The sequence below is a fragment of the Streptomyces sp. CB09001 genome, assembly GCF_003369795.1.
GTDB lineage: Bacteria > Actinomycetota > Actinomycetes > Streptomycetales > Streptomycetaceae > Streptomyces.
The window spans coordinates 3,299,696-3,320,116 of sequence record NZ_CP026730.1 but is presented as its reverse complement, the minus strand read 5'-3'; the positions used below and the strand labels follow the sequence as shown (position 1 = coordinate 3,320,116).

The window sequence follows — 20,421 nt, the reverse complement described above, 5'->3', positions numbered from 1 at the left end:
GACGGCCCCAGACTCATGATGTCTGGGGCCGTCCTGGTCAGTCCCGCCAGACGGGTTCGATCAGGTCAGGATTGAAGATCCGCTTGCCGCGCCCGGCCGGGTGGATCACCACAGCCGACAGGCTGTGCAGGATGATCTCTTGTTGCCGCTCGATGGGAAGCTCCCTCAACTCCTCACGGCTCTTGATCCCTTCGCTGACAGACTCAGTTCGCTTGATCTCTCGCTGGAAGCGGCCACGTTCCAGCTTCAGTTCGTCCCGTCGGCGTTCCAGATCCGGCAGGAGCTGAAGCAGGGACGACATGGTGATCTCGCGGTTGTTCGCGGCCGTGGTCAGGGCCTTGATGTCGTCCGATACGGCCGTGAACTCGGCCTCCCTGGGCCACTCCGCAGACGTAGGGCTGCCATCCTCGGCCGCCCTCCTGCGCTGTTCCTCCAGGACGAGGTCAATGATCAGGTTCTCAATGGGTTCCCCGACCCGTCCGACCTTGCCGCAACCGCCGTTCACGACGGAGCACTGATAGCTGTACTTCGACGCCTTCGATCCGGGCTTCCAGAGTCGGTTGATCTGACCCCTGATCTTGTTGTGGCACAGTCCGCAGCGGGCGATACCGGAGAGCAGATACTTGCGCGCGACCGGCCTACCGGCGGCAGGGTTGGCCTGCTTCCGCTCGGCAACGGCGGCGCAGACCGCTTCCCACTCCTCCGGAGTGTTGATCGTGTCCCACTCGCCGATCACCGCTTCCCCACTGTCGTTGAGAAGGATCTCACCGTGGTAGGTGCGGTAGCCGCACAGTCGGGGGCTGGTCACCATGAGTTCGACGTGGTGGTGTGCCATCCGCTTGGTTCCCTCGCGCGGTCGGCCGATCCCCTCTTCCTGCCAGCGCTTACGGATGGTGCCGATGCGCACTCCGGCCAGGATCTCCTTCTGCGCCTCACGGATGTGCCGTGCCGCCTCGGGGTCGACCTTGTTCGGGTCGTCCTTCTTCCACCCGTACGGCGACGGGCCACCGTTCGACTTCCCGTTCAACGCGAGTTCGAGATGTTTGCGCTTGATGCGGCGGGCGGTGTCGTGTGACGACTTGTTGGCGAACGCGACCATCACGCGTGCCATGGTCCGGCCGTCTGCCGACGACAGGTCGATGTCGTTCGTGACGGTGACGAACGTCAGGCGCTTCCGGGTCTCGAAGACCTCGATCAGACGTTCAAGATCCTTCGGCTGACGGGCCAGCCTGTCCAGGTCGTAGGACACCACGCCGTCGATGAGCCCCGCCGTCAGATCGGACAGCATCAGTTCGAACTCGGGGCGGCGGACGTTCCGTTTGTACGCGGAGACGTCGTTGTCCTCGTAGATCTTCGCCACGCTCAGTCCGCGCAGGTCGGCCAGTCGTTCGCAGTCCTGCCGCTGGCGGGCGACGCCTAGACCGTCGCCCTCGTCGTCTCGTGAGATCCGGGTGTAGATGGCCACCTTGCGTGCCACGCTTGGTTCCTCCCCCACCCCGGCGGGCCTCTGCCGGAGTGAAGCAAGGTTACTACCCTCATACAGGTCACTCAGCCTGGAGCGTTCAACCGCCCGTCGTACGGCGACAGGGTCAGGTTCTCGACGCCTGACCGGGCGGACGGCGGCGACGCGAAGGGCCCCGGCGTGACGTGCGCGCCGGGGCCCTTCCACATGTCCGGGACTAGAACGTGCCCAGCTTCACGATCGACAGCAGGGCGATCAGCTGGATCGCGGACGCGCCCAGCGCCTTCGGCCAGGGCAGGTCGTGGGAGCGGCCGACCATCAGGGTGAGGAGGGCACCGGCCGCGACCCAGGTGGCCCAGCCGAGGATCTGGACGAAGGGCGCGTCGCCGCCGGCGAACATCGCGACGACCAGGCGCGGGGCGTCCGTGAGGGACATGATCAGCATGGAGAGGCCGACCGTGGGCTGCCAGGCGCCGTCGCCGCCGAGCTGGCGGGCCAGGGTGTGGGTGACCACGCCCAGGACGAAGGCGCTGAGCACCAGCGCCACCGCAGTGGTCAGGACGATCGGGATCGCGTTGGAGAGGGTGGCGTTGATCGCCTCCTCGCGGGCGCCGTCGAAGCCGAAGACCGCCAGCAGGCCGTAGAGGAACGTCACGATGAGCGCCGGGGCCCACATCGCGTAGTCCCGCATCTGGAGGAAGGTCTGGTTGGGCGCGAGGATCACGCCCTTCAGGAGGTCCTTCCAGTGCAGGCGGGGGCCGACCGGGCCGGGGGCCGGTGCGGTGCCGGCGCGGTAGGTGTCGCCCTGGTTGTAGGGGTCGTCGACCGTGAACGCCTGGGTGTGACCCGGGTTGTTGGCGGCGTACGGGTCGTACGGGGCCTGCTGGGGGTGCCCGCCGGGGCCCTGCCCGTAGCCGCCGTCCCCGAAGTACTCCGGCTCGCCGTGTCCGCCCTGTCCGGGGTGACCGCCGCCGTGTGCCTGGGGCCACGGGGAGCCGCCGGGCGCGGGGGCGCCACCGCCGCCGTACGGCGGCTGCGGGTACGGCTGCTGAGGCGTCGCCGGGCCGCCGTACGGCGGTCCCTGGGGCGCCTGCTGTCCGTACGGGGGGCGTTGCGGTCGCGCGTTTGGAGCGCCGTTGTCCCGGCCGCGTCCGATCCTGAATCCAGCCACGCCTTCGAACGTACCTGGTCCCGGAGAGTGACGTGCGGGGCCCGGCCGTTCGGGGGGTCCTTTGCGGCCGAGCTGTGACATCCCTTACGGGTGCTCCCCGAGGCGTCCCCGAGGTCCGGTCGGCGGACCCGACGCGTCCGTCCGCCGGTCCCCTACGGGGCCAGGAACTGGGCCGTCGAGAACGTGACCGCGGCCCGTGCCGTGACCAGGTCCTTCGCCGCGCCCCGGTGGACCTCGACGGAGTCCTTCGTGTCGCCCTGGGACGTGCGCAGCACCAGGTCGGCCAGGCCGTCGCCGTCGAAGTCGCCGGCCGTCAGCACCCGGGTGGTGCCCGTCGCCGCGGGCCGTACCGTGACCGCGCCCCGCGTCGTGGGGCCCGTCGCGCGGCCGGGGTACACGCGTACTCCGGAGCCGCTGGAGACCAGCTCGCTCAGGCCGTCGCCGTCGAAGTCGGCGGCGTCGAGCATCGAGCCCGGTGCGCCGAGGGTGCCTCCCCCACCGCTTGATGCGTGGGAGGTACCCCCAGCCGCGGTGGGGAGGTCGTAGCGCAGCGTGGTGCCGTCCGGGGTGCCCACCGCCGCGTCCAGCGCCTTGCCGTTGCCGAAGGCGCCCAGGGCGAGGTCGACGCCGGTGGGGAGGGTGACCCCGGTGCGGGTCGGGCCGTCGGGGCCGCCCAGGACGAGGGCCGCTCTGCCGGGGCCCGCGGAGACGCGGACGACGAGGTCGTCGTACCCGTCGCGGTTCACGTCGGCGGCGGGGCCGGTCGGTGCCTCGCCGGGGGAGGGGATGGCCGCGCCGGCCTTGTGCGGGGCGCCCTCGCGGGTGAAGGGGCCGCGCAGATGGCTGAGGCGGCCGGCGGAGGCGTGGACGACCAGGTCCTGGGCGCCGTCGCCGTCGAAGTCGCCGCACACCGGGCGCTCGGGCCAGTCGTTGCCGTAGCGGGCCTTGTCGGGGATGGTCAGCGGGACCGCGCGGCCGGTCGGTCCCGACGGGGAGCCGAAGAGGAGCTGGAGGGGGACCGGGGGGCGGCCCTGGCCGTCGTAGGGCGGGTCGGTGGTGACCACCAGGTCGGTGAAGCCGTCGCCGTCGAGGTCGCAGCTCGCTTCCGCCTCGAAGACGGCCGGCAACTGGCCGTCCGTCGGCGCCGCGTACTTCTTGGGTGTGAGCAACTGCCGGGCTCCCGGCACCAGTCCGCGGGCTGAGCCGTAGACGATGCCGATACCCGCGTCGTCCGTGTGGGTCTCCGCCGTGACCAGGTTGTCGAGGACCAGGTCGCGGTGGCCGTCGCCGTTGAAGTCGTCGGGCACCTCGCTGCCCTCGCCGTGCGGGACGGGGAGCAGGGCGGGGGCCTGGGCGGCGCGTACGGGGGTGGGTGCGGCGGCGTCATCGGCCGCGGGTGCCGGGCCGTGGCCGCAGGCGGTGAGCAGCAGCAGGCAGCCGGCGGCGGCCGTTCCCGTCAGGGTGCTTCTTCGCAGGCGCCGCACCGTTCACCTCGTCCGTATCAACCCGTGCCACCAGCACCGACAACGACCGGGTAATCATGCACGCGTTCGACATGCGGCGACACCCCCGGGTTCGGCGGAACCCGGGGGTGTCGGTCGAGCGGGTGGGCGGCGGTTACTTCACCGGCTCCGGCGTCGGCTCGCTCTCCGGCTCCGGCTCGCCGGTCGGGTCGGCCGGGGTCCTGACGGAGTCCAGCAGGAGCTGGGCGACGTCGACGACCTGGATGGACTCCTTGGCCTTGCCTTCGTTCTTCTTGCCGTTGACCGAGTCGGTCAGCATGACCAGGCAGAACGGGCAGGCCGTGGAGACGATGTCCGGGTTGACGGACAGGGCCTCGTCGACGCGCTCGTTGTTGATGCGCTTGCCGATCCGCTCCTCCATCCACATCCGCGCGCCGCCGGCGCCGCAGCAGAAGCCGCGCTCCTTGTGGCGGTGCATCTCCTCGTTGCGGACGCCCGGGACGGCGGCGATGATCTCGCGCGGGGGCGTGTAGATCTTGTTGTGGCGGCCCAGGTAGCAGGGGTCGTGGTAGGTGATGATGCCCTCGACCGGGGTGACCGGGAGCAGCTTGCCCTCGTCGACGAGGTGCTGGAGCAGCTGGGTGTGGTGGATGACCTCGTAGTCGCCGCCGAGCTGCGGGTACTCGTTGCCGAGGGTGTTGAGGCAGTGCGGGCAGGTCGCGACGATCTTCTTGGCCGACTTCGGCTTGCGGGACTCGTCGGTGACCTTGCCGTCCTCGTCCATCTCCTCGCCGAAGGCGGCGTTGAGGGACATGACGTTCTCCATGCCGAGCTCCTGGAACAGGGGCTCGTTGCCGAGGCGGCGGGCGGAGTCGCCGGTGCACTTCTCGTCGCCGCCCATGATCGCGAACTTCACGCCCGCGATGTGGAGCAGCTCGGCGAAGGCCTTGGTGGTCTTCTTGGCGCGGTCCTCCAGGGCGCCGGCGCAGCCGACCCAGTACAGGTACTCGACCTCGGTGAGGTCCTCGATGTCCTTGCCGACGACCGGGACCTCGAAGTCCAGCTCCTTGAGCCACTCCAGGCGCTGCTTCTTCGCCAGGCCCCAGGGGTTGCCCTTCTTCTCCAGGTTCTTGAGCATCGTGCCCGCCTCGGACGGGAACGCCGACTCGATCATGACCTGGTAGCGGCGCATGTCGACGATGTGGTCGACGTGCTCGATGTCGACCGGGCACTGCTCGACGCAGGCGCCGCAGGTGGTGCAGGACCACAGGACGTCCGGGTCGATGACGCCCTGCTCCTCGAGGGTGCCGATCAGCGGGCGCTCGGCCTCGGCGAGGGCGGCTGCGGGGACGCCGGCGAGCTGCTCCTCGGACGCCTTCTCCTCGCCCTCCATGGTCTTGCCGCCGCCGGCCAGCAGGTAGGGGGCCTTGGCGTGCGCGTGGTCGCGCAGGGACATGATCAGGAGCTTGGGGGAGAGGGGCTTGCCGGTGTTCCACGCGGGGCACTGCGACTGGCAGCGGCCGCACTCGGTGCAGGTGGAGAAGTCCAGCAGGCCCTTCCACGAGAACTGCTCGACCTGGGAGACGCCGAAGACGTCGTCGTCGCCGGGGTCGGTGAAGTCGATCGGCTTGCCGCCCGAGGTCATCGGGAGCAGCGGGCCGAGCGCGGTGCCGCCCTTCGCGTCGCGCTTGAACCAGATGTTCGGGAAGGCCAGGAAGCGGTGCCAGGCCACGCCCATGTCGGTCTTCAGGGCGACCGTGATCATCCAGATGAAGGAGGTCGCGATCTTCAGCCCGGCGAAGAGGTAGACGAGGTTCTGGAGCGTGCCGAGGTCGGCGTCCCGGAGCGCGGAGACGACCGGGTACGAGATGAAGAACGACGCCTCGTAGCCGTCCACGTGGTGGAGGGCGCCCTCCAGCGCGTGCAGCATGAAGATGCAGACGCCGACGACGAGGATGACGGCCTCGACGAAGTACGCCTGGCCGAAGTTGGAACCGGCGAAGCGGGACTTGCGGCCCGGCTTGCGCGGGTGGCTGAGCTGCCGGATCACGATCAGGACCAGGATGCCGAGGACCGTCATCGTGCCGATGAACTCGACGAAGACGTTGTACGGCGCCCAGTCGCCGATGACCGGGAGGATCCAGTCGGCCTGGAAGAGCTGGCCGACGGCGTTGACGATGGTCAGCAGCAGGGAGAAGAAGCCCACCGCGACGAACCAGTGCGCCACGCCGACGATGCCCCAGCGGTTCATCCGGGTGTGGCCGAGGAACTCCCTGACCACGGTGACGGTGCGGTCCACGGGGTCGTTGGTCCGCGTTCCGGCCGGCACCGGCTGGCCCAGCCGCAGGTAGGTGAAGATCTGCAGGACGGCGCGGCCGAACAGTGCGACGCCGACCACGATCAGGACCAGCGACACGATGATCGCGGCGAGTTGCATTTGGGGGCTCCTCGGGCCTGCGAGGTTACGAGGGGGCGGTATTACTAAGCGGTAACTTATTCAGTTCGTCTGAGAGTACCCCCATCCTCCGCCGCACTGTAGTCGGACGTGCGGTGATCTGCGTCGCTGAGGCAACCCTGACCCCGGCGGGCCGCACCCCCGGGGCGGACGGCGCCACGCCGGTGCGGCCGCGCGATTCATCGCAAAACATGATATTCGGCATAGCTTGTGCCCGTGCTCTACGGGATCGCCGCCGCCACCGCCTCCTTCCTCCTCGCCGCCGTCCTCGCCGCACTGCTGCGGGCCCCCGCCCTGCGTCTGGCCGTCGTCGACCGGCGCCGGCAGCGGCCCGTCCCGCTGGCCGGCGGGGTGGCCGTCGTCCTCGTCACCGCGGTCGTGGCCTGGGCCGGGGACCGGTCCGGCGTCGTGCCGCTCGGTCCGTCGGCCGGACGGCTGCTGGCGGCCGCCACCGCCGTCGGCGCGCTGGGCCTGGCGGCCGACGTGTGGCGGCTGCGGCGGCGGTGGCTCCTCGCCGGTACGGCCGTGGCGGCGGCCTGCGCGGTGCCGTACGGCGGGACGGGGCCGGTGGCCGGGGTGCTCGCCGTCGGCTGCGTCGTGCTGGTCACCGGCGCCTTCCGGGGCCTCGATCACGCCGACGGGGTGGCCGGTGCGGTGGGTGTCGTGACCGCCTTCGGCGTCGGCGCGTGTGCCGCGGTGGAGCTGATGGACGGGCCCGCGGTGCTGCTGCTCGTGCTGGCCGCCGCGCTCGCCGGGTTCCTGCTGCACAACTGGCATCCCGCGCGGATCGCGCTCGGCGCGTGCGGGTCGCTGTTCACCGGGTTCCTGCTCGCCGGGGCCTGTCCGCCCGGGCGGGGTACGGGCCGGGCGGCGGCGCGGGGGCGCTGTTCGCGCTGACCGCGGTGCCGGTGGCGGACGCCGTTCTCGTCCTCCTCTCGCGCCGGCTGGCCGGACGGCCCCTGTCGCGCGGCGGGCCGGACCACCTCGCGCACCGGCTGCGGCGGCTCGGGCTCACCGCGCAGGGTGCGGTGGTGGTCCTCGGCGGGGCCGCCCTGTGCGCGGTGCTCGTCGGCGTGCTCACCCACACCGGCCGGGTGGGCGGGCAGGCCGCCCTGTGGGTGGCGGGCGGGGCGGCCGCCGGGGTGCTGGGGCTGCTGCGGGTAGGGGTGTACGGGGCGCCGCGACTCCGGCGGGGCGCGGGGGCGCGGGCTCCGGCCCGCCCGGCCGGGCGGGGTGCGACGGCGCGGGCCGCGGTGCGGCGGCCTCGGGCCGGAGGGTCCCAGGTGCCTCGCGGGGCAACCGGAGTCCCGGGCGGTGCGTCCTTCCGGGCGACGATTTTTCCGGTTCGTCAGGCCACGAGTACCGAGAACGTGCAGGTCGGAGCCTCGTTGCGTGTAAGGAACGGATAAGAGTTGAGTCGGCTCGACTCACCTCTGTTGACCCATCGCCGGGCGTCATGCACACTTGAGCCTGTTCCACTCAAGTCAGCTGGAGGTTATTCACCATGGCACGTGCGGTCGGCATCGACCTGGGCACGACTAACTCCGTCGTCAGCGTTCTGGAGGGCGGCGAGCCCACCGTCATCACCAACGCCGAGGGCGCCAGGACCACGCCGTCCGTCGTCGCCTTCGCCAAGAACGGCGAGGTGCTCGTCGGCGAGGTGGCCAAGCGCCAGGCGGTCACGAACGTCGACAGGACCATCCGCTCGGTCAAGCGCCACATGGGCACCGACTGGAAGGTCAACCTGGACGGCAAGGACTTCAACCCGCAGCAGATCAGCGCCTTCGTGCTGCAGAAGCTGAAGCGGGACGCCGAGTCCTACCTGGGCGAGAAGGTGACCGACGCGGTCATCACCGTCCCGGCGTACTTCAACGACGCCGAGCGCCAGGCCACCAAGGAGGCAGGTGAGATCGCGGGCCTTAACGTCCTGCGCATCGTCAACGAGCCCACCGCCGCCGCGCTGGCGTACGGCCTCGACAAGGACGAGCAGGTCATCCTGGTCTTCGACCTCGGTGGCGGTACCTTCGACGTCTCGCTGCTGGAGATCGGCGACGGCGTCGTCGAGGTGAAGGCCACCAACGGTGACAACAACCTCGGTGGTGACGACTGGGACCAGCGCGTCGTCGACTACCTGGTCAAGCAGTTCCAGTCCGGCCACGGCGTGGACCTCGGCAAGGACAAGATGGCCCTCCAGCGCCTCCGCGAGGCCGCCGAGAAGGCCAAGATCGAGCTGTCCTCGTCCACCGAGACCTCGATCAACCTCCCCTACATCACGGCGTCCGCCGAGGGCCCGCTGCACCTGGACGAGAAGCTCACCCGCGCCCAGTTCCAGCAGCTGACCTCCGACCTGCTGGAGCGCTGCAAGACGCCGTTCCACAACGTCATCAAGGACGCCGGCATCCAGCTGTCCGAGATCGACCACGTCGTTCTCGTCGGCGGCTCCACCCGTATGCCCGCCGTCGCCGAGCTCGTCAAGGAGCTGACCGGCGGCAAGGACGCCAACAAGGGCGTCAACCCGGACGAGGTCGTCGCCATCGGCGCCGCCCTGCAGGCCGGTGTCCTCAAGGGCGAGGTCAAGGACGTCCTGCTGCTCGACGTCACCCCGCTGTCCCTCGGCATCGAGACCAAGGGCGGCATCATGACCAAGCTGATCGAGCGGAACACGACGATCCCGACCAAGCGCTCGGAGATCTTCACCACCGCCGAGGACAACCAGCCCTCCGTGCAGATCCAGGTCTACCAGGGCGAGCGCGAGATCGCGGCGTACAACAAGAAGCTCGGGATGTTCGAGCTGACCGGTCTGCCGCCGGCGCCCCGCGGCGTCCCGCAGATCGAGGTCGCCTTCGACATCGACGCCAACGGCATCATGCACGTGACCGCGAAGGACCTGGGCACGGGCAAGGAGCAGAAGATGACCGTCACCGGCGGCTCCTCGCTGCCGAAGGACGAGGTCGACCGGATGCGCCAGGAGGCCGAGAAGTACGCGGAGGAGGACCACGCCCGCCGCGAGGCCGCCGAGTCCCGCAACCAGGGCGAGCAGCTCGTCTACCAGACGGAGAAGTTCCTCAAGGACAACGAGGACAAGGTCCCCGGCGAGGTGAAGACCGAGGTCGAGGGCGCCGTCGCCGAGCTGAAGGAGAAGCTCAAGGGCGAGGACACCGCCGAGATCCGCACCGCCACCGAGAAGGTCGCCGCCGTCTCGCAGAAGCTGGGCCAGGCCATGTACGCCGACGCCCAGGCCGCGCAGGCCGCCGGCGGCGAGGCCCCGGGCGCCGGAGCCGACGCGGGCACCGGTGACAAGGCCGACGACGACGTCGTCGACGCCGAGATCGTGGACGACGAGCGCAAGGACGGTGCCGCGTGACCGAGGAGACCCCGGGCTTCGACGAGAAGCCCGACGTCCCCTCCGGCGCCACCCCTGACGACGCCGAGCCGCAGGCCGCCTCCGAAGAGGGGGCGGCCCCGGCCGGGGACGCGAGTGAGAACGCGGGTCTGGTGGCCCAGCTGGACCAGGTGCGCACCGCGCTGAGCGAGCGCACGGCGGACCTCCAGCGCCTCCAGGCCGAATACCAGAACTACCGCCGCCGGGTGGAGCGGGACCGTGTCGCGGTCAAGGAGGTCGCCGTCGCGAACCTCCTGTCCGAGCTGCTTCCCGTGCTCGACGACGTCGGGCGCGCCCGGGAGCACGGCGAACTGGTCGGCGGCTTCAAGTCCGTCGCGGAGTCGCTGGAGACGGTCATCGCCAAGATGGGCCTCCAGCAGTTCGGCAAGGAGGGCGAGCCCTTCGACCCGACGATCCACGAAGCCCTGATGCACTCCTACGCACCGGACGTCACCGAGACGACCTGCGTGGCCATCCTGCAGCCCGGGTACCGGATCGGCGAACGCACCATCCGCCCCGCGCGGGTGGCGGTCGCCGAGCCGCAGCCGGGCGCCCAGACGGTCAAGCCGGCCGAGGACGCCACCGAGGCGCAGGACGCCTCCGGCGCGGAGGACGACGCCGGGACCAAGGAGAGCGGTGGCCCGGACGAGGGCTGAGCTCGAAGTGACGCACAGGGCGCGAGAGGAGGGACGTCGGGGATGAGCACGAAGGACTTCATCGAGAAGGACTACTACAAGGTTCTCGGCGTCCCCAAGGACGCCACCGAGGCCGAGATCAAGAAGGCGTACCGGAAGCTCGCCCGCGAGAACCACCCGGACGCCAACAAGGGAAACGTCAAGGCGGAGGAGCGCTTCAAGGAGATCTCCGAGGCCAACGACATCCTCGGTGACCCCAAGAAGCGCAAGGAGTACGACGAGGCCCGCGCGCTCTTCGGCAACGGCGGCTTCCGTCCGGGGCCGGGCGCGGGCGGCGGCGGCACCTTCAACTTCGACCTGGGCGACCTCTTCGGAGGCGGCGCCCAGGGCGGGGGAGGCCAGGGCGGCGCCGGCGGCGGTTTCGGCGGCGGCCTCGGGGACGTCTTCGGCGGCCTGTTCAACCGCACCGGCGGCGGACCGGGCACCGGCACGCGCACGCAGCCGCGGCGCGGGCAGGACATCGAGTCCGAGGTCACCCTGAGCTTCACCGAGGCCATCGAGGGCGCGACCGTGCCGCTCAGGATGTCCTCGCAGGCGCCCTGCAAGGCCTGTTCCGGCACCGGCGACAAGAACGGCACCCCGCGCGTGTGCCCGACCTGCGTCGGCACCGGCCAGGTCGCCCGGGGCTCGGGCGGCGGCTTCTCCCTCACCGACCCGTGCCCGGACTGCAAGGGCCGCGGTCTGATCGCCGAGGACCCCTGCGAGGTCTGCAAGGGCTCCGGACGCGCCAAGTCCTCGCGGACGATGCAGGTCCGTATCCCCGCCGGGGTCTCGGACGGGCAGCGCATCCGGCTGCGCGGCAAGGGCACGCCGGGCGAGCGGGGCGGTCCGGCGGGCGACCTGTACGTGGTCGTGCACGTCAAGGAGCACCCCGTCTTCGGCCGCAGGGGCGACAACCTCACCGTCACCGTCCCGGTCACCTACGCCGAGGCGGCCCTCGGCGGCGAGGTCCGGGTCCCGACCCTGGGCGGTCCGTCCGTCACGCTGAAGCTGCCGGCGGGCACGCCCAACGGCCGCACCATGCGGGCCCGGGGCAAGGGCGCGGTCCGCAAGGACGGCACCCGCGGCGACCTCCTGGTCACCGTGGAGGTGAGTGTTCCGAAGGACCTGACGGGGAAGGCTCGTGACGCGCTCGAGGCGTATCGCGAGGCGACCGCGGACGAGGATCCGCGGGCGGAGTTGTTCCAGGCCGCGAAGGGAGCTTGACGGGAATGGACGGTCGTCGACGCAACCCGTACGAACTGACCGAGGACACCCCGGTCTACGTCATCTCGGTGGCGGCCCAGCTCTCCGGCCTGCACCCGCAGACGCTGCGCCAGTACGACCGTCTCGGCCTGGTCTCCCCGGACCGCACCGCCGGCCGCGGCCGGCGCTACTCGGCCCGCGACATCGAACTGCTCCGTCAGGTGCAGCAGTTGTCGCAGGACGAGGGCATCAACCTGGCCGGAATCAAGCGCATCATCGAACTGGAGAACCAGGTCGCCGAGCTCCAGGCCCGCGCGGCCGAGCTGGCCGCCGCCCTCGACGGAGCGGCCACGGCGATGCGCCAGCGCGAGGCCGCAGTACACGCGTCGTACCGCCGTGACCTGGTCCCTTACCAAGAGGTACAGCAGACCAGCGCCCTGGTGGTCTGGCGTCCGGGGCGCCGCGGCCAGTCCTCGGACTGAGCCGGACCGGCAGACGGCACAAGGGAAAACGGCATCATCGGCCCCGGAGGACCACCGCGTCCTCCGGGGCCGGTTCACAACGGTGCTGTCTCATTGGTCTAGTACTTCTTGACGATTTGGTGAAGACAGCGTTGGCTCTCTTCACCGGGGTCACCTGGGTCACCTGGATACCAACTACGCCCGTGTGTCGGAAGGTCTAGCGCAGTGAGCAGCCGTGCCCGTCGAACAGCCATATCCGTGGCCGCGTCCCTGATGACCTTCTCGCTCGCCTCCTGCGGCATGCTGGGCGCGTCGGAGAGCAGCGACGACGCCAGCCCGACCAAGGGCAACGACCTCCTGGTCGGGCTGCTGCTGCCGGAGAAGGAGAACACGCGCTACGAGCAGTTCGACTACCCCTTCTTCAAGAAGAAGGTCGGCGAGCTGACCCGTGACGAGGGCATCGTCAAGTACGCCAACGCCGAGGCCAGCGCCACCAAGCAGGCCGACCAGATGCAGCAGATGATCGAGGACAAGGTCGACGTGATCGTGCTGGACGCGGTCGACGCGCACGCCATCGCGGACGGCGTGCAGAAGGCCAAGGACGCCGGTATCCCCGTCATCGCCTACGACCGGCTGGCCGAGGGCCCGATCGACGCCTACATCTCCTTCGACAACGAGCTGGTCGGCGAGGTCCAGGGCCGCTCGCTCATCGAGGCGCTCGGCGGCGACCCGGAGAGCTCCGAGAAGATCGTCATGATGAACGGCTCGTCCATCGACCCGAACGCCAAGCAGTTCAAGGCGGGCGCGCTGTCCGAGCTGAACGGCAAGGTGACGATCGCCCAGTCCTTCGACACCAAGGACTGGAAGCCGGAGAACGCCGAGGCGAACATGGCCGAGGCGATCGAGAAGATCGGCAAGAAGAACATCGCGGGCGTCTACTCCGCCAACGACGGCATGGCGGGCGGCATCATCAAGGCCCTGGAGGACGCGGGCGTCACCGACCTGCCGCCGATCACCGGCCAGGACGCGGAACTCGCCGCGGTCCAGCGGATCGTCACCGGCGAGCAGTACATGAGCGTGTACAAGTCCTACCCGCAGGAGGCCGAGAACGCCGCGGAGATGGCCGTGGCACGGGTCCAGGGCCGGGACATCCAGTTCGACGCGCTCGCCCGCGACAAGGTCGACAGCCCCACCCACAAGGGCGTCCCCGCCCAGCTCGTCCCCGTCGTCGCCCTCACCAAGGCGAACATCGAGGAGACGGTCATCGCGGACGACTTCTACAAGGTCACCGACATCTGCACGGCCAAGTACGCGGACGCCTGCGCGGAGCTCGGTCTGAAGTAGACAGCCCGGGTGCCCTCCCGGTTCCCCTGGGACCGGGTGTTCCGTCCGCAACCGGCTCTTTTCGGCCTCCGTTCGCAGCGGAGCCTTGTTGCGGAGCCGGTCCCGGCCGCGCATAGTTGCGCTGCGGAAGAGCCGGAACCGGGGGTGGGATGGGTGATGGCCGGGCACGGGGCTCAGGAGCACCCCCACGGGGCCGACCGGCTGTGCGCGGCCGGGGACCGCGTGTACTCCCGGGCCGTCCGACGCGGCCGGGTGCCGCGCCAGGACGCCGAGCCGGTGCCCTGCCTCCTGGAACTGGCTTTGCTGCACCCCGATCCCGACGACATGGACTGGCTGGTGCCGACCTCCCCGCAGGAGGTCATGACGCGGCTGCTGCGCGGGGTCCACGACGAGGTCAGCGCCAGTCAGCGGCGGGTGGGCTCGGCCGTGGAGGCCTTCGAGTGGTACGCGGGCCTCGGCCGGCTGCTCCAGACCCCGGCCGGCACGGAGAGCACGGCAATCCGGGTCCTCGACGGGCTGTCCCGCATCCAGGCCGCGATGGACGAGGCGACGCAGGCCTGTACGACGGAGGTGCTCACCGTCCAGCCCGGCGGCATCCGGCGCGAGCACGAACTGTCCGAGGGCCTGCACCGGGCGCTGGCGCTGCGCGGGCGCGGGGTGCGGATGCGGGACCTGTACACGCACGTGGCCCGGCACGGGCAGGGCCTGCTCAACTACCTCGAACTCATGGGCGACGCGGTGGAGGCCCGCACCCTGGACGAGGTCATCGACCGCCTCATCCTCTTCGACCGCACCGTCGCCTTCATCCCCGCCAACACCGACCGCACGATGGCACTGGAGCTGCGCCACCCCGCCCTGATCTCCTACCTGGTCACGGTCTTCGAACGCCTCTGGCGCCTCGCCATCCCCCTGACCGTGCCCCTCCCCGACACCGGCATCGAGGGCATCTCCCACCGCGAGCAGTCCATCGCGGCGCTCCTCGCCGAGGGCCACCAGGACGCGGTGATCGCGGAACGCCTCGGCATCAGCGTCCGTACGGCCCGGGCGCACATCGCCCGGCTCTCGGAGACCCTGGGCGCGGCCAGCCGCACGCAGTTGGGCGTCCGCATAGCCCAGGCCGGCCTGGACGGCTCCCCGCGCAGCGCTCCGGCCCCGGTCATCCTTCCCGGTCGAGAATCCCCGACCGCCCGATGAGATACCCGAGCTGAGCCCGGCTCTCGCTGCCGAGGGTGGCGGCGAGTTTGGCGATGTGGACGCGGGCGGTACGGACGTTCATGCCGAGGCGGTCGGCGATGTCGGTGTCCGTGTGGCCCTCGATGAGCAGGGCGGCTATGGCGCGTTGGCGGGCGGTGATGCCGTTGAGAGTGGGCTGCTGGACGGCCTGGGGGTGCATGGGGGTGGCGAGGTGCCACAGCCGGTCGAAGGTGTTGACGAAGTAGGCGATGAGGGCGGGGTGGCGGACCTCGAGAGCGAGGGAGCGGTCGGCGCTGGCGGGGATGAAGGCGACGGTGCGGTCGACGATGATGAGGCGGTCGGTCACCTCGTTGAGGGACCGCGCCTCCACGTCGCCGGTCAGGCGCTCGTACCGTCCGATGATCAGTGGAGCGTGGCGGACGGTGTGCTGGTACAGGGCGCGGACGCGGCCACCGCGGTCGAGGAAGGCCTGGTCCCTCTCCAGGGCTGCTTCGTGGTAGTGGAAGGGGGGAGCGACGAGACCGTCGTGCGGTTGGATCGCCAGGAGCTGTTCCCTGCCCTCGGCCATGGCTTCGGTGATGGCCCGGCCGGTTCGCTCCTTGCCGTGGAGGAGCCGCAGGGAAGAGGCTTCATCGCCTGACGGGGTCGGCCCCCCGAGCCGTATGAGAGGTTCGAAGACGTCCGCGAGGCGTTGCCCACGGCGGCGTTCGCCGGCGATGCGGTCCTCCGAGGACCGGAGCAGGCGTTGCAGCATCACGGTGGGCGGCACGGGCTCCAGGCGGTCCAGGTCGTCGACTGCGGGGTGGAGGACGCCGTGGTCGATCAGGCAGGGTGCCGCCGCCACCGCGGCGCTGGGAAGGTGACCCTCCCGCAGTGCACGGGCGTAGATCTCCAGGCCCGCATCACACAGCTCCTCCGTTCCGTGGTGATGCACCTCTGGGGTCATGGGTGGCTCTCTTCGTCGGTTGGCGTCAGTGTTCCTTCTCCAGGATCCCGGACTGGGCTATGAGGAAGCCGAGTTGGGCGCGACTGCCGCTGCCCAGAGCGGACGCCAGCTTGGCTATGTGGGCCCGGCAGGTCCGGACGTTCATGCCCAGGCGCCGGGCGATGGCCTCGTCGACGTGGCCCTCGACGAGCAGCTTGGCGATGGAGTGCTGGATGCCGGTGATGCCGTCGGAGGCGGTTTCGTAGGGGGCGCCGGCGGACAACGGCACCGCGCGGCCCCACATGAACTCGAACACCTTGATGAGGTAGCGCACCAGTCCCGGGTGACGCAGCTCCAGGGCGACCTGCCGGTCGTCACGGATGGGGATGAAAGCGACAGCCTCGTCACAGATGATGAGCCGCTCGACGAGTTCGTCGATGGTGCGGTACTCGACCTTGCCGTTTGCGAACTGGTCTACGTAGGCGAGTCGTTCGGGGTTGTACCGCGCGGTGTGCTGGTAGAGGGTGCGGATGCGCACTCCCCTCTCGATCAGCGGCTTGTCGCGCTCCAACGCTTCCAGGAGGCGGTTCTCGGCGCTGCGAACGCTGCCACTCGGTTGAACGGTGAGCATCTCGGTCTGGCATTGGGCCGTGGCCAGGTCGAGAGCCGCGTTGATGCGGTCCAGGCCCTCCAGCACGCTGATGGAGTGAGTGGGGGCGGTGTCCTGGGCACCGAGAGCCATGAACGGTTCGAAGACTTCGGAGAGTGCGATGGAGCGCCGTCGCTGCTCGGCGATGTCGCGCTCGATGGGGTTGAGCCGCTGGGCCAGGGCGATCACCGCAGGCACAGGACGCAACCATTGTGCGTCGTCGGGATCGGGATGAAGCAGCGCGAACTCCACCAGACACGGAGCCGACTCGGCGTCCGTCCGCAATATGCGTCCTGTTCGCAAAGCGCCCGCATAGAGACGCCTTCCGTCCTCACAGAGCTCGGTAACCGCATGGGGATGTGTCGCGTTAGTCCCATTTGATATCAAATCTCCACCCCCCAGGGTCCTGAACGTGCAGGAACATGATGCACCGATTGTGTGGCCATGACGTGCCTGAATGAGCCATCGTCGTACTCGACGGGGGATAGAGGGGATCTTCAAGTGAGGACGAAGCCGACTATGCGTAAGAAAATGCTTCGCTCGGTGCTTGTTGTCGCCGTCTCCGCCGTTGTGGCCTTCGGGGTTCTGGCTGGCCTCTCCGGTGCGGAGAGCGACGCGCACGGTGCGACTGTTGGGGTTGAGATTGCGCACGCCGTCGTGGTCGGCGACGAGGCGGTCAGTCTCCCGGCGGACAGCAAGTGGGACTGATCGACATGACGACACCACCCGACGACCGCTCCTTCCGTCGTGAAATGGCCACCGCCTACCGCTCCGGCTGGCACTTCATCGACCTGGTCACCGCGATCCCGCACGCCGGTGACTCCCTGATGGTGACCGTCTTCGGCGAGCCGGTCGTCGTCACGCTGGACGAGGACGGCGACGTGCGCGCGTACCGGTGTCTGCGGCGGCCTCGGGGGGCGCCGCAGCCCGTACGGTGCGCCATCCGGTACGGAATGATTTTTGTGAACCTGGACCAGCGGGACCACCGGCTCGAACAGCCGGAGATCCCCGAAGTGAGGACCATCTCGGCCACCCCCCGCAGTGCCTGACGCGATTCCCCCGTCGTAACACAATCGCTCAGGTGCTTCCCCCCGGCAGCGGCGTCACCGTGACCTGAACACGGTGACGCCGCTGTCGCATGTGCGGACATCTCGCGACAGTGGCCGGTTCCACGGCTGGCCGAAAAGGCACTCGTGCGACATGGCCCCGCCCCCTCGTGCGACCACCCTGGCGTCTCCCAGGGAGGACGTGCGCCTCCACATTGAGTGGAATCGACTCAACTTTGTGTACGCTGGACGAGTCAGCACTGACGCGAGGAGGAGAGCCAGAACGTGGACGCCGAGCTGACCAACCGGAGCCGGGACGCGATCAACGCGGCCAGCAACCGGGCCGTGACCGAGGGAAACGCCGACCTCACCCCCGCCCACCTGCTCCTGGCCCTGCTCCAGGGACAGGACAACGAGAACATCACCGACCTGCTCGTCGCCGTCGAGGCCGACCTCGCCGCCGTACGCACCGGCGCCGAGCGCATCGTCGCCGGGCTGCCCAGCGTGACCGGGTCCACCGTCGCACCCCCGCAACCCAGCCGTGAGATGCTCGCCGTGGTCGCCGACGCCCAGGCACGCGCCAAGGAGCTCGGGGACGAGTACCTCTCCACCGAGCACCTGCTCCTCGGCATCGCCGCGAAGGGCGGCGCGGCCGGTGGGGTACTGGAGGGGCAGGGAGCCAGTGCGAAGAAGCTGCAGGAGGCCTTCCGCAAGGCGAGGGGAGGGCGTCGCGTGACCACCGCCGACCCCGAGGGCCAGTACAAGGCCCTGGAGAAGTTCGGTACCGACCTCACCGCCGCCGCACGGGACGGCAAGCTGGACCCCGTCATCGGGCGGGACCAGGAGATCCGGCGGGTGGTCCAGGTGCTCAGCCGGCGGACCAAGAACAACCCCGTCCTCATCGGCGAGCCCGGCGTCGGCAAGACCGCCGTCGTCGAAGGACTCGCCCAGCGGATCGTCAAGGGGGACGTGCCCGAGTCGCTGAAGGACAAGCGGCTGGTGGCGCTGGACCTCGGCGCCATGGTCGCCGGGGCGAAGTACCGCGGTGAGTTCGAGGAGCGGCTGAAGACTGTGCTCGCCGAGATCAAGGACTCCGACGGGCAGGTCGTCACCTTCATCGACGAGCTGCACACCGTCGTGGGCGCCGGCGCCGGCGGGGACTCCGCCATGGACGCCGGGAACATGCTCAAGCCCATGCTCGCGCGCGGCGAGCTGCGCATGGTCGGCGCGACCACGCTCGACGAGTACCGGGAGCGGATCGAGAAGGACCCCGCCCTGGAGCGCCGCTTCCAGCAGGTGCTGGTCGCCGAGCCGACCGTCGAGGACTCCATCGCCATCCTGCGCGGGCTCAAGGGCCGCTACGAGGCCCACCACAAGGTGCAGATCGCCGACAGCGCCCTGGTGGCCGCCGCCACCCTCTCCGACCGGTACATCACCTCCCGCTTCCTGCCCGACAAGGCCATCGACCTGGTCGACGAGGCCGCCTCCCGGCTGCGCATGGAGATCGACTCCTCGCCCGTCGAGATCGACGAACTCCAGCGCTCCGTCGACCGGCTGAAGATGGAGGAGCTGGCGATCGGCAAGGAGACCGACGCCGCCTCCCTGGAGCGCCTGGAGCGGCTGCGGCGCGACCTCGCCGACAAGGAGGAGGAACTGCGCGGCCTCACCGCCCGCTGGGAGAAGGAGAAGCAGTCCCTCAACCGGGTCGGCGAGCTGAAGGAGAAGCTCGACGAACTGCGCGGGCAGGCCGAACGCGCCCAGCGCGACGGCGACTTCGACACCGCCAGCAAGCTGCTGTACGGCGAGATCCCCACCCTGGAACGGGACCTGGAGGCCGCCTCCGAGGCCGAGGAGGAGGTCGCCCGGGACACCATGGTCAAGGAGGAGGTCGGCGCCGACGACATCGCCGACGTCGTCGCCTCCTGGACCGGCATCCCCGCCGGGCGCCTCCTGGAGGGCGAGACGCAGAAGCTGCTGCGCATGGAGGACGAGCTGGGCAAGCGGCTGATCGGGCAGACCGAGGCCGTGCGGGCCGTCTCCGACGCCGTACGGCGCAGCCGGGCCGGGATCGCCGACCCGGACCGCCCGACCGGTTCCTTCCTCTTCCTGGGCCCCACCGGCGTGGGCAAGACCGAGCTGGCCAAGGCGCTCGCCGACTTCCTCTTCGACGACGAGCGGGCCATGGTCCGCATCGACATGTCCGAGTACAGCGAGAAGCACAGCGTCGCCCGGCTGGTCGGCGCGCCGCCCGGATACGTCGGGTACGAGGAGGGCGGCCAGCTCACCGAGGCCGTGCGGCGGCGGCCGTACACCGTCGTCCTGCTCGACGAGGTGGAGAAGGCGCACCCCGAGGTCTTCGACATCCTGCTCCAGGTGCTGGACGACGGCCGCCTCACCGACGGCCAGGGCCGCACCGTCGACTTCCGCAACACCATCCTGGTGCTCACCTCCAACCTGGGCAGCCAGTACCTGGTCGACCCGACGACCGGCGAGGCGGAGAAGAAGCAGCAGGTCCTGGAGGTGGTCCGGTCCTCCTTCAAGCCGGAGTTCCTCAACCGGCTCGACGACCTGGTGGTCTTCTCGGCCCTCAGCAAGGAGGAGCTGAGCCGGATCGCGCGGCTCCAGATCAACGGCCTGGCCCGTCGGCTCGCCGAACGCCGCCTCGCCCTGGAGGTCACCGACGAGGCCCTCGCCTGGCTGGCCGAGGAGGGCAACGATCCGGCCTACGGCGCCCGCCCGCTGCGCCGCCTCGTGCAGACCGCGATCGGCGACCGGCTCGCCCGGGAGATCCTCTCCGGCGAGATCAAGGACGGCGACACGGTCCGCGTGGACCGCTTCGGCGACAACCTGATCGTGGGCCCGGCGAGCGGCAAGACGCTGTAGAGAGCGCAAGGTCCTCCCCACCGCGGTCCTGGAGTGGTCCTCCAGGACCGCGGTGAGCGGCGTGAGTCCTTCGAGAGAGGCTGAGGAGGTCGTCGGGATCGACCCT

Annotated in this window: 15 protein-coding genes and 1 pseudogene; 10 read left to right on the top strand and 6 right to left on the bottom strand. The window is 70.1% G+C overall.

Going from position 1 to position 20,421, the window contains the following annotated elements; all coding sequences use genetic code 11:
* Window positions 1–37: 37 nt before the first annotated feature.
* From C4J65_RS15175 to C4J65_RS15160, 4 genes are all read right to left on the bottom strand, one after another.
* A complete protein-coding gene (locus C4J65_RS15175; RefSeq protein WP_115742891.1) occupies window positions 38–1,477 on the bottom strand; it encodes a recombinase family protein in 1,440 nt (479 codons plus the stop codon).
* A 202-nt stretch (window positions 1,478–1,679) separates the two neighbouring features.
* Window positions 1,680–2,714, bottom strand: a complete 1,035-nt coding sequence (locus C4J65_RS15170; RefSeq protein WP_115742890.1) for a Yip1 family protein — start codon at window positions 2,712–2,714, stop codon at window positions 1,680–1,682.
* Between the two features lie 71 nt (window positions 2,715–2,785).
* On the bottom strand, window positions 2,786–4,117 hold the full coding sequence (locus C4J65_RS15165) for a VCBS repeat-containing protein (RefSeq protein WP_115742889.1): 1,332 nt from the start codon (window positions 4,115–4,117) through the stop codon (window positions 2,786–2,788).
* Between the two features lie 133 nt (window positions 4,118–4,250).
* Complete coding sequence (locus C4J65_RS15160; RefSeq protein ID WP_115742888.1) at window positions 4,251–6,533, bottom strand: heterodisulfide reductase-related iron-sulfur binding cluster; 2,283 nt, start codon at window positions 6,531–6,533, stop codon at window positions 4,251–4,253.
* A gap of 234 nt (window positions 6,534–6,767) precedes the next feature.
* On the opposite strand from C4J65_RS15160, the pseudogene C4J65_RS15155 reads away from it, so the two are divergent.
* The 7 genes and pseudogenes from C4J65_RS15155 to C4J65_RS15125 all read left to right on the top strand — a co-directional run.
* A pseudogene (locus tag C4J65_RS15155) lies at window positions 6,768–7,726 on the top strand (MraY family glycosyltransferase); the annotation flags it as partial.
* A gap of 329 nt (window positions 7,727–8,055) precedes the next feature.
* Window positions 8,056–9,915, top strand: a complete 1,860-nt coding sequence (gene dnaK, locus C4J65_RS15150) for a molecular chaperone DnaK (protein WP_115742887.1) — start codon at window positions 8,056–8,058, stop codon at window positions 9,913–9,915.
* Window positions 9,912–10,589: a nucleotide exchange factor GrpE gene (gene grpE, locus C4J65_RS15145; RefSeq protein ID WP_115742886.1), complete on the top strand. Its 678-nt coding sequence runs from the start codon at window positions 9,912–9,914 to the stop codon at window positions 10,587–10,589. Before dnaK ends, grpE begins: the two co-directional genes overlap by 4 nt.
* Before the next feature lie 42 nt (window positions 10,590–10,631).
* Window positions 10,632–11,834 (top strand): molecular chaperone DnaJ, encoded by a 1,203-nt coding sequence (dnaJ, locus tag C4J65_RS15140; protein ID WP_115742885.1) that lies wholly within the window; start codon window positions 10,632–10,634, stop codon window positions 11,832–11,834.
* A 5-nt stretch (window positions 11,835–11,839) separates the two neighbouring features.
* Window positions 11,840–12,295 carry a MerR family transcriptional regulator gene (locus C4J65_RS15135; RefSeq protein WP_109029321.1) on the top strand — a complete coding sequence of 152 codons (456 nt, stop codon included), beginning with the start codon at window positions 11,840–11,842 and terminating at the stop codon, window positions 12,293–12,295.
* A 204-nt stretch (window positions 12,296–12,499) separates the two neighbouring features.
* Window positions 12,500–13,618 (top strand): substrate-binding domain-containing protein, encoded by a 1,119-nt coding sequence (locus tag C4J65_RS15130; RefSeq protein WP_115742884.1) that lies wholly within the window; start codon window positions 12,500–12,502, stop codon window positions 13,616–13,618.
* A gap of 156 nt (window positions 13,619–13,774) precedes the next feature.
* A complete protein-coding gene (locus tag C4J65_RS15125) occupies window positions 13,775–14,812 on the top strand; it encodes a helix-turn-helix transcriptional regulator (RefSeq protein ID WP_162833195.1) in 1,038 nt (345 codons plus the stop codon).
* Here the strand turns inward: C4J65_RS15125 and C4J65_RS15120 are convergent.
* Both C4J65_RS15120 and C4J65_RS15115 read right to left on the bottom strand, forming a co-directional pair.
* Window positions 14,775–15,758 carry a helix-turn-helix transcriptional regulator gene (locus C4J65_RS15120; RefSeq protein WP_115742882.1) on the bottom strand — a complete coding sequence of 328 codons (984 nt, stop codon included), beginning with the start codon at window positions 15,756–15,758 and terminating at the stop codon, window positions 14,775–14,777. The genes C4J65_RS15125 and C4J65_RS15120 overlap by 38 nt on opposite strands.
* Before the next feature lie 25 nt (window positions 15,759–15,783).
* A complete protein-coding gene (locus C4J65_RS15115) occupies window positions 15,784–16,773 on the bottom strand; it encodes a helix-turn-helix transcriptional regulator (RefSeq protein WP_115742881.1) in 990 nt (329 codons plus the stop codon).
* Between the two features lie 132 nt (window positions 16,774–16,905).
* On the opposite strand from C4J65_RS15115, the gene C4J65_RS36070 reads away from it, so the two are divergent.
* The 3 genes from C4J65_RS36070 to clpB all read left to right on the top strand — a co-directional run bounded on the left by C4J65_RS36070 (window position 16,906) and on the right by clpB (window position 20,315).
* Window positions 16,906–17,094 carry a hypothetical protein gene (locus C4J65_RS36070; RefSeq protein WP_162832943.1) on the top strand — a complete coding sequence of 63 codons (189 nt, stop codon included), beginning with the start codon at window positions 16,906–16,908 and terminating at the stop codon, window positions 17,092–17,094.
* A gap of 5 nt (window positions 17,095–17,099) precedes the next feature.
* On the top strand, window positions 17,100–17,435 hold the full coding sequence (locus tag C4J65_RS15110; RefSeq protein WP_003975277.1) for a hypothetical protein: 336 nt from the start codon (window positions 17,100–17,102) through the stop codon (window positions 17,433–17,435).
* A 282-nt stretch (window positions 17,436–17,717) separates the two neighbouring features.
* The gene (gene clpB, locus C4J65_RS15105; RefSeq protein ID WP_115742880.1) at window positions 17,718–20,315 is read left to right on the top strand and encodes an ATP-dependent chaperone ClpB; all 2,598 of its coding nucleotides are present in this window, start codon (window positions 17,718–17,720) and stop codon (window positions 20,313–20,315) included.
* Window positions 20,316–20,421 lie beyond the last annotated feature (106 nt).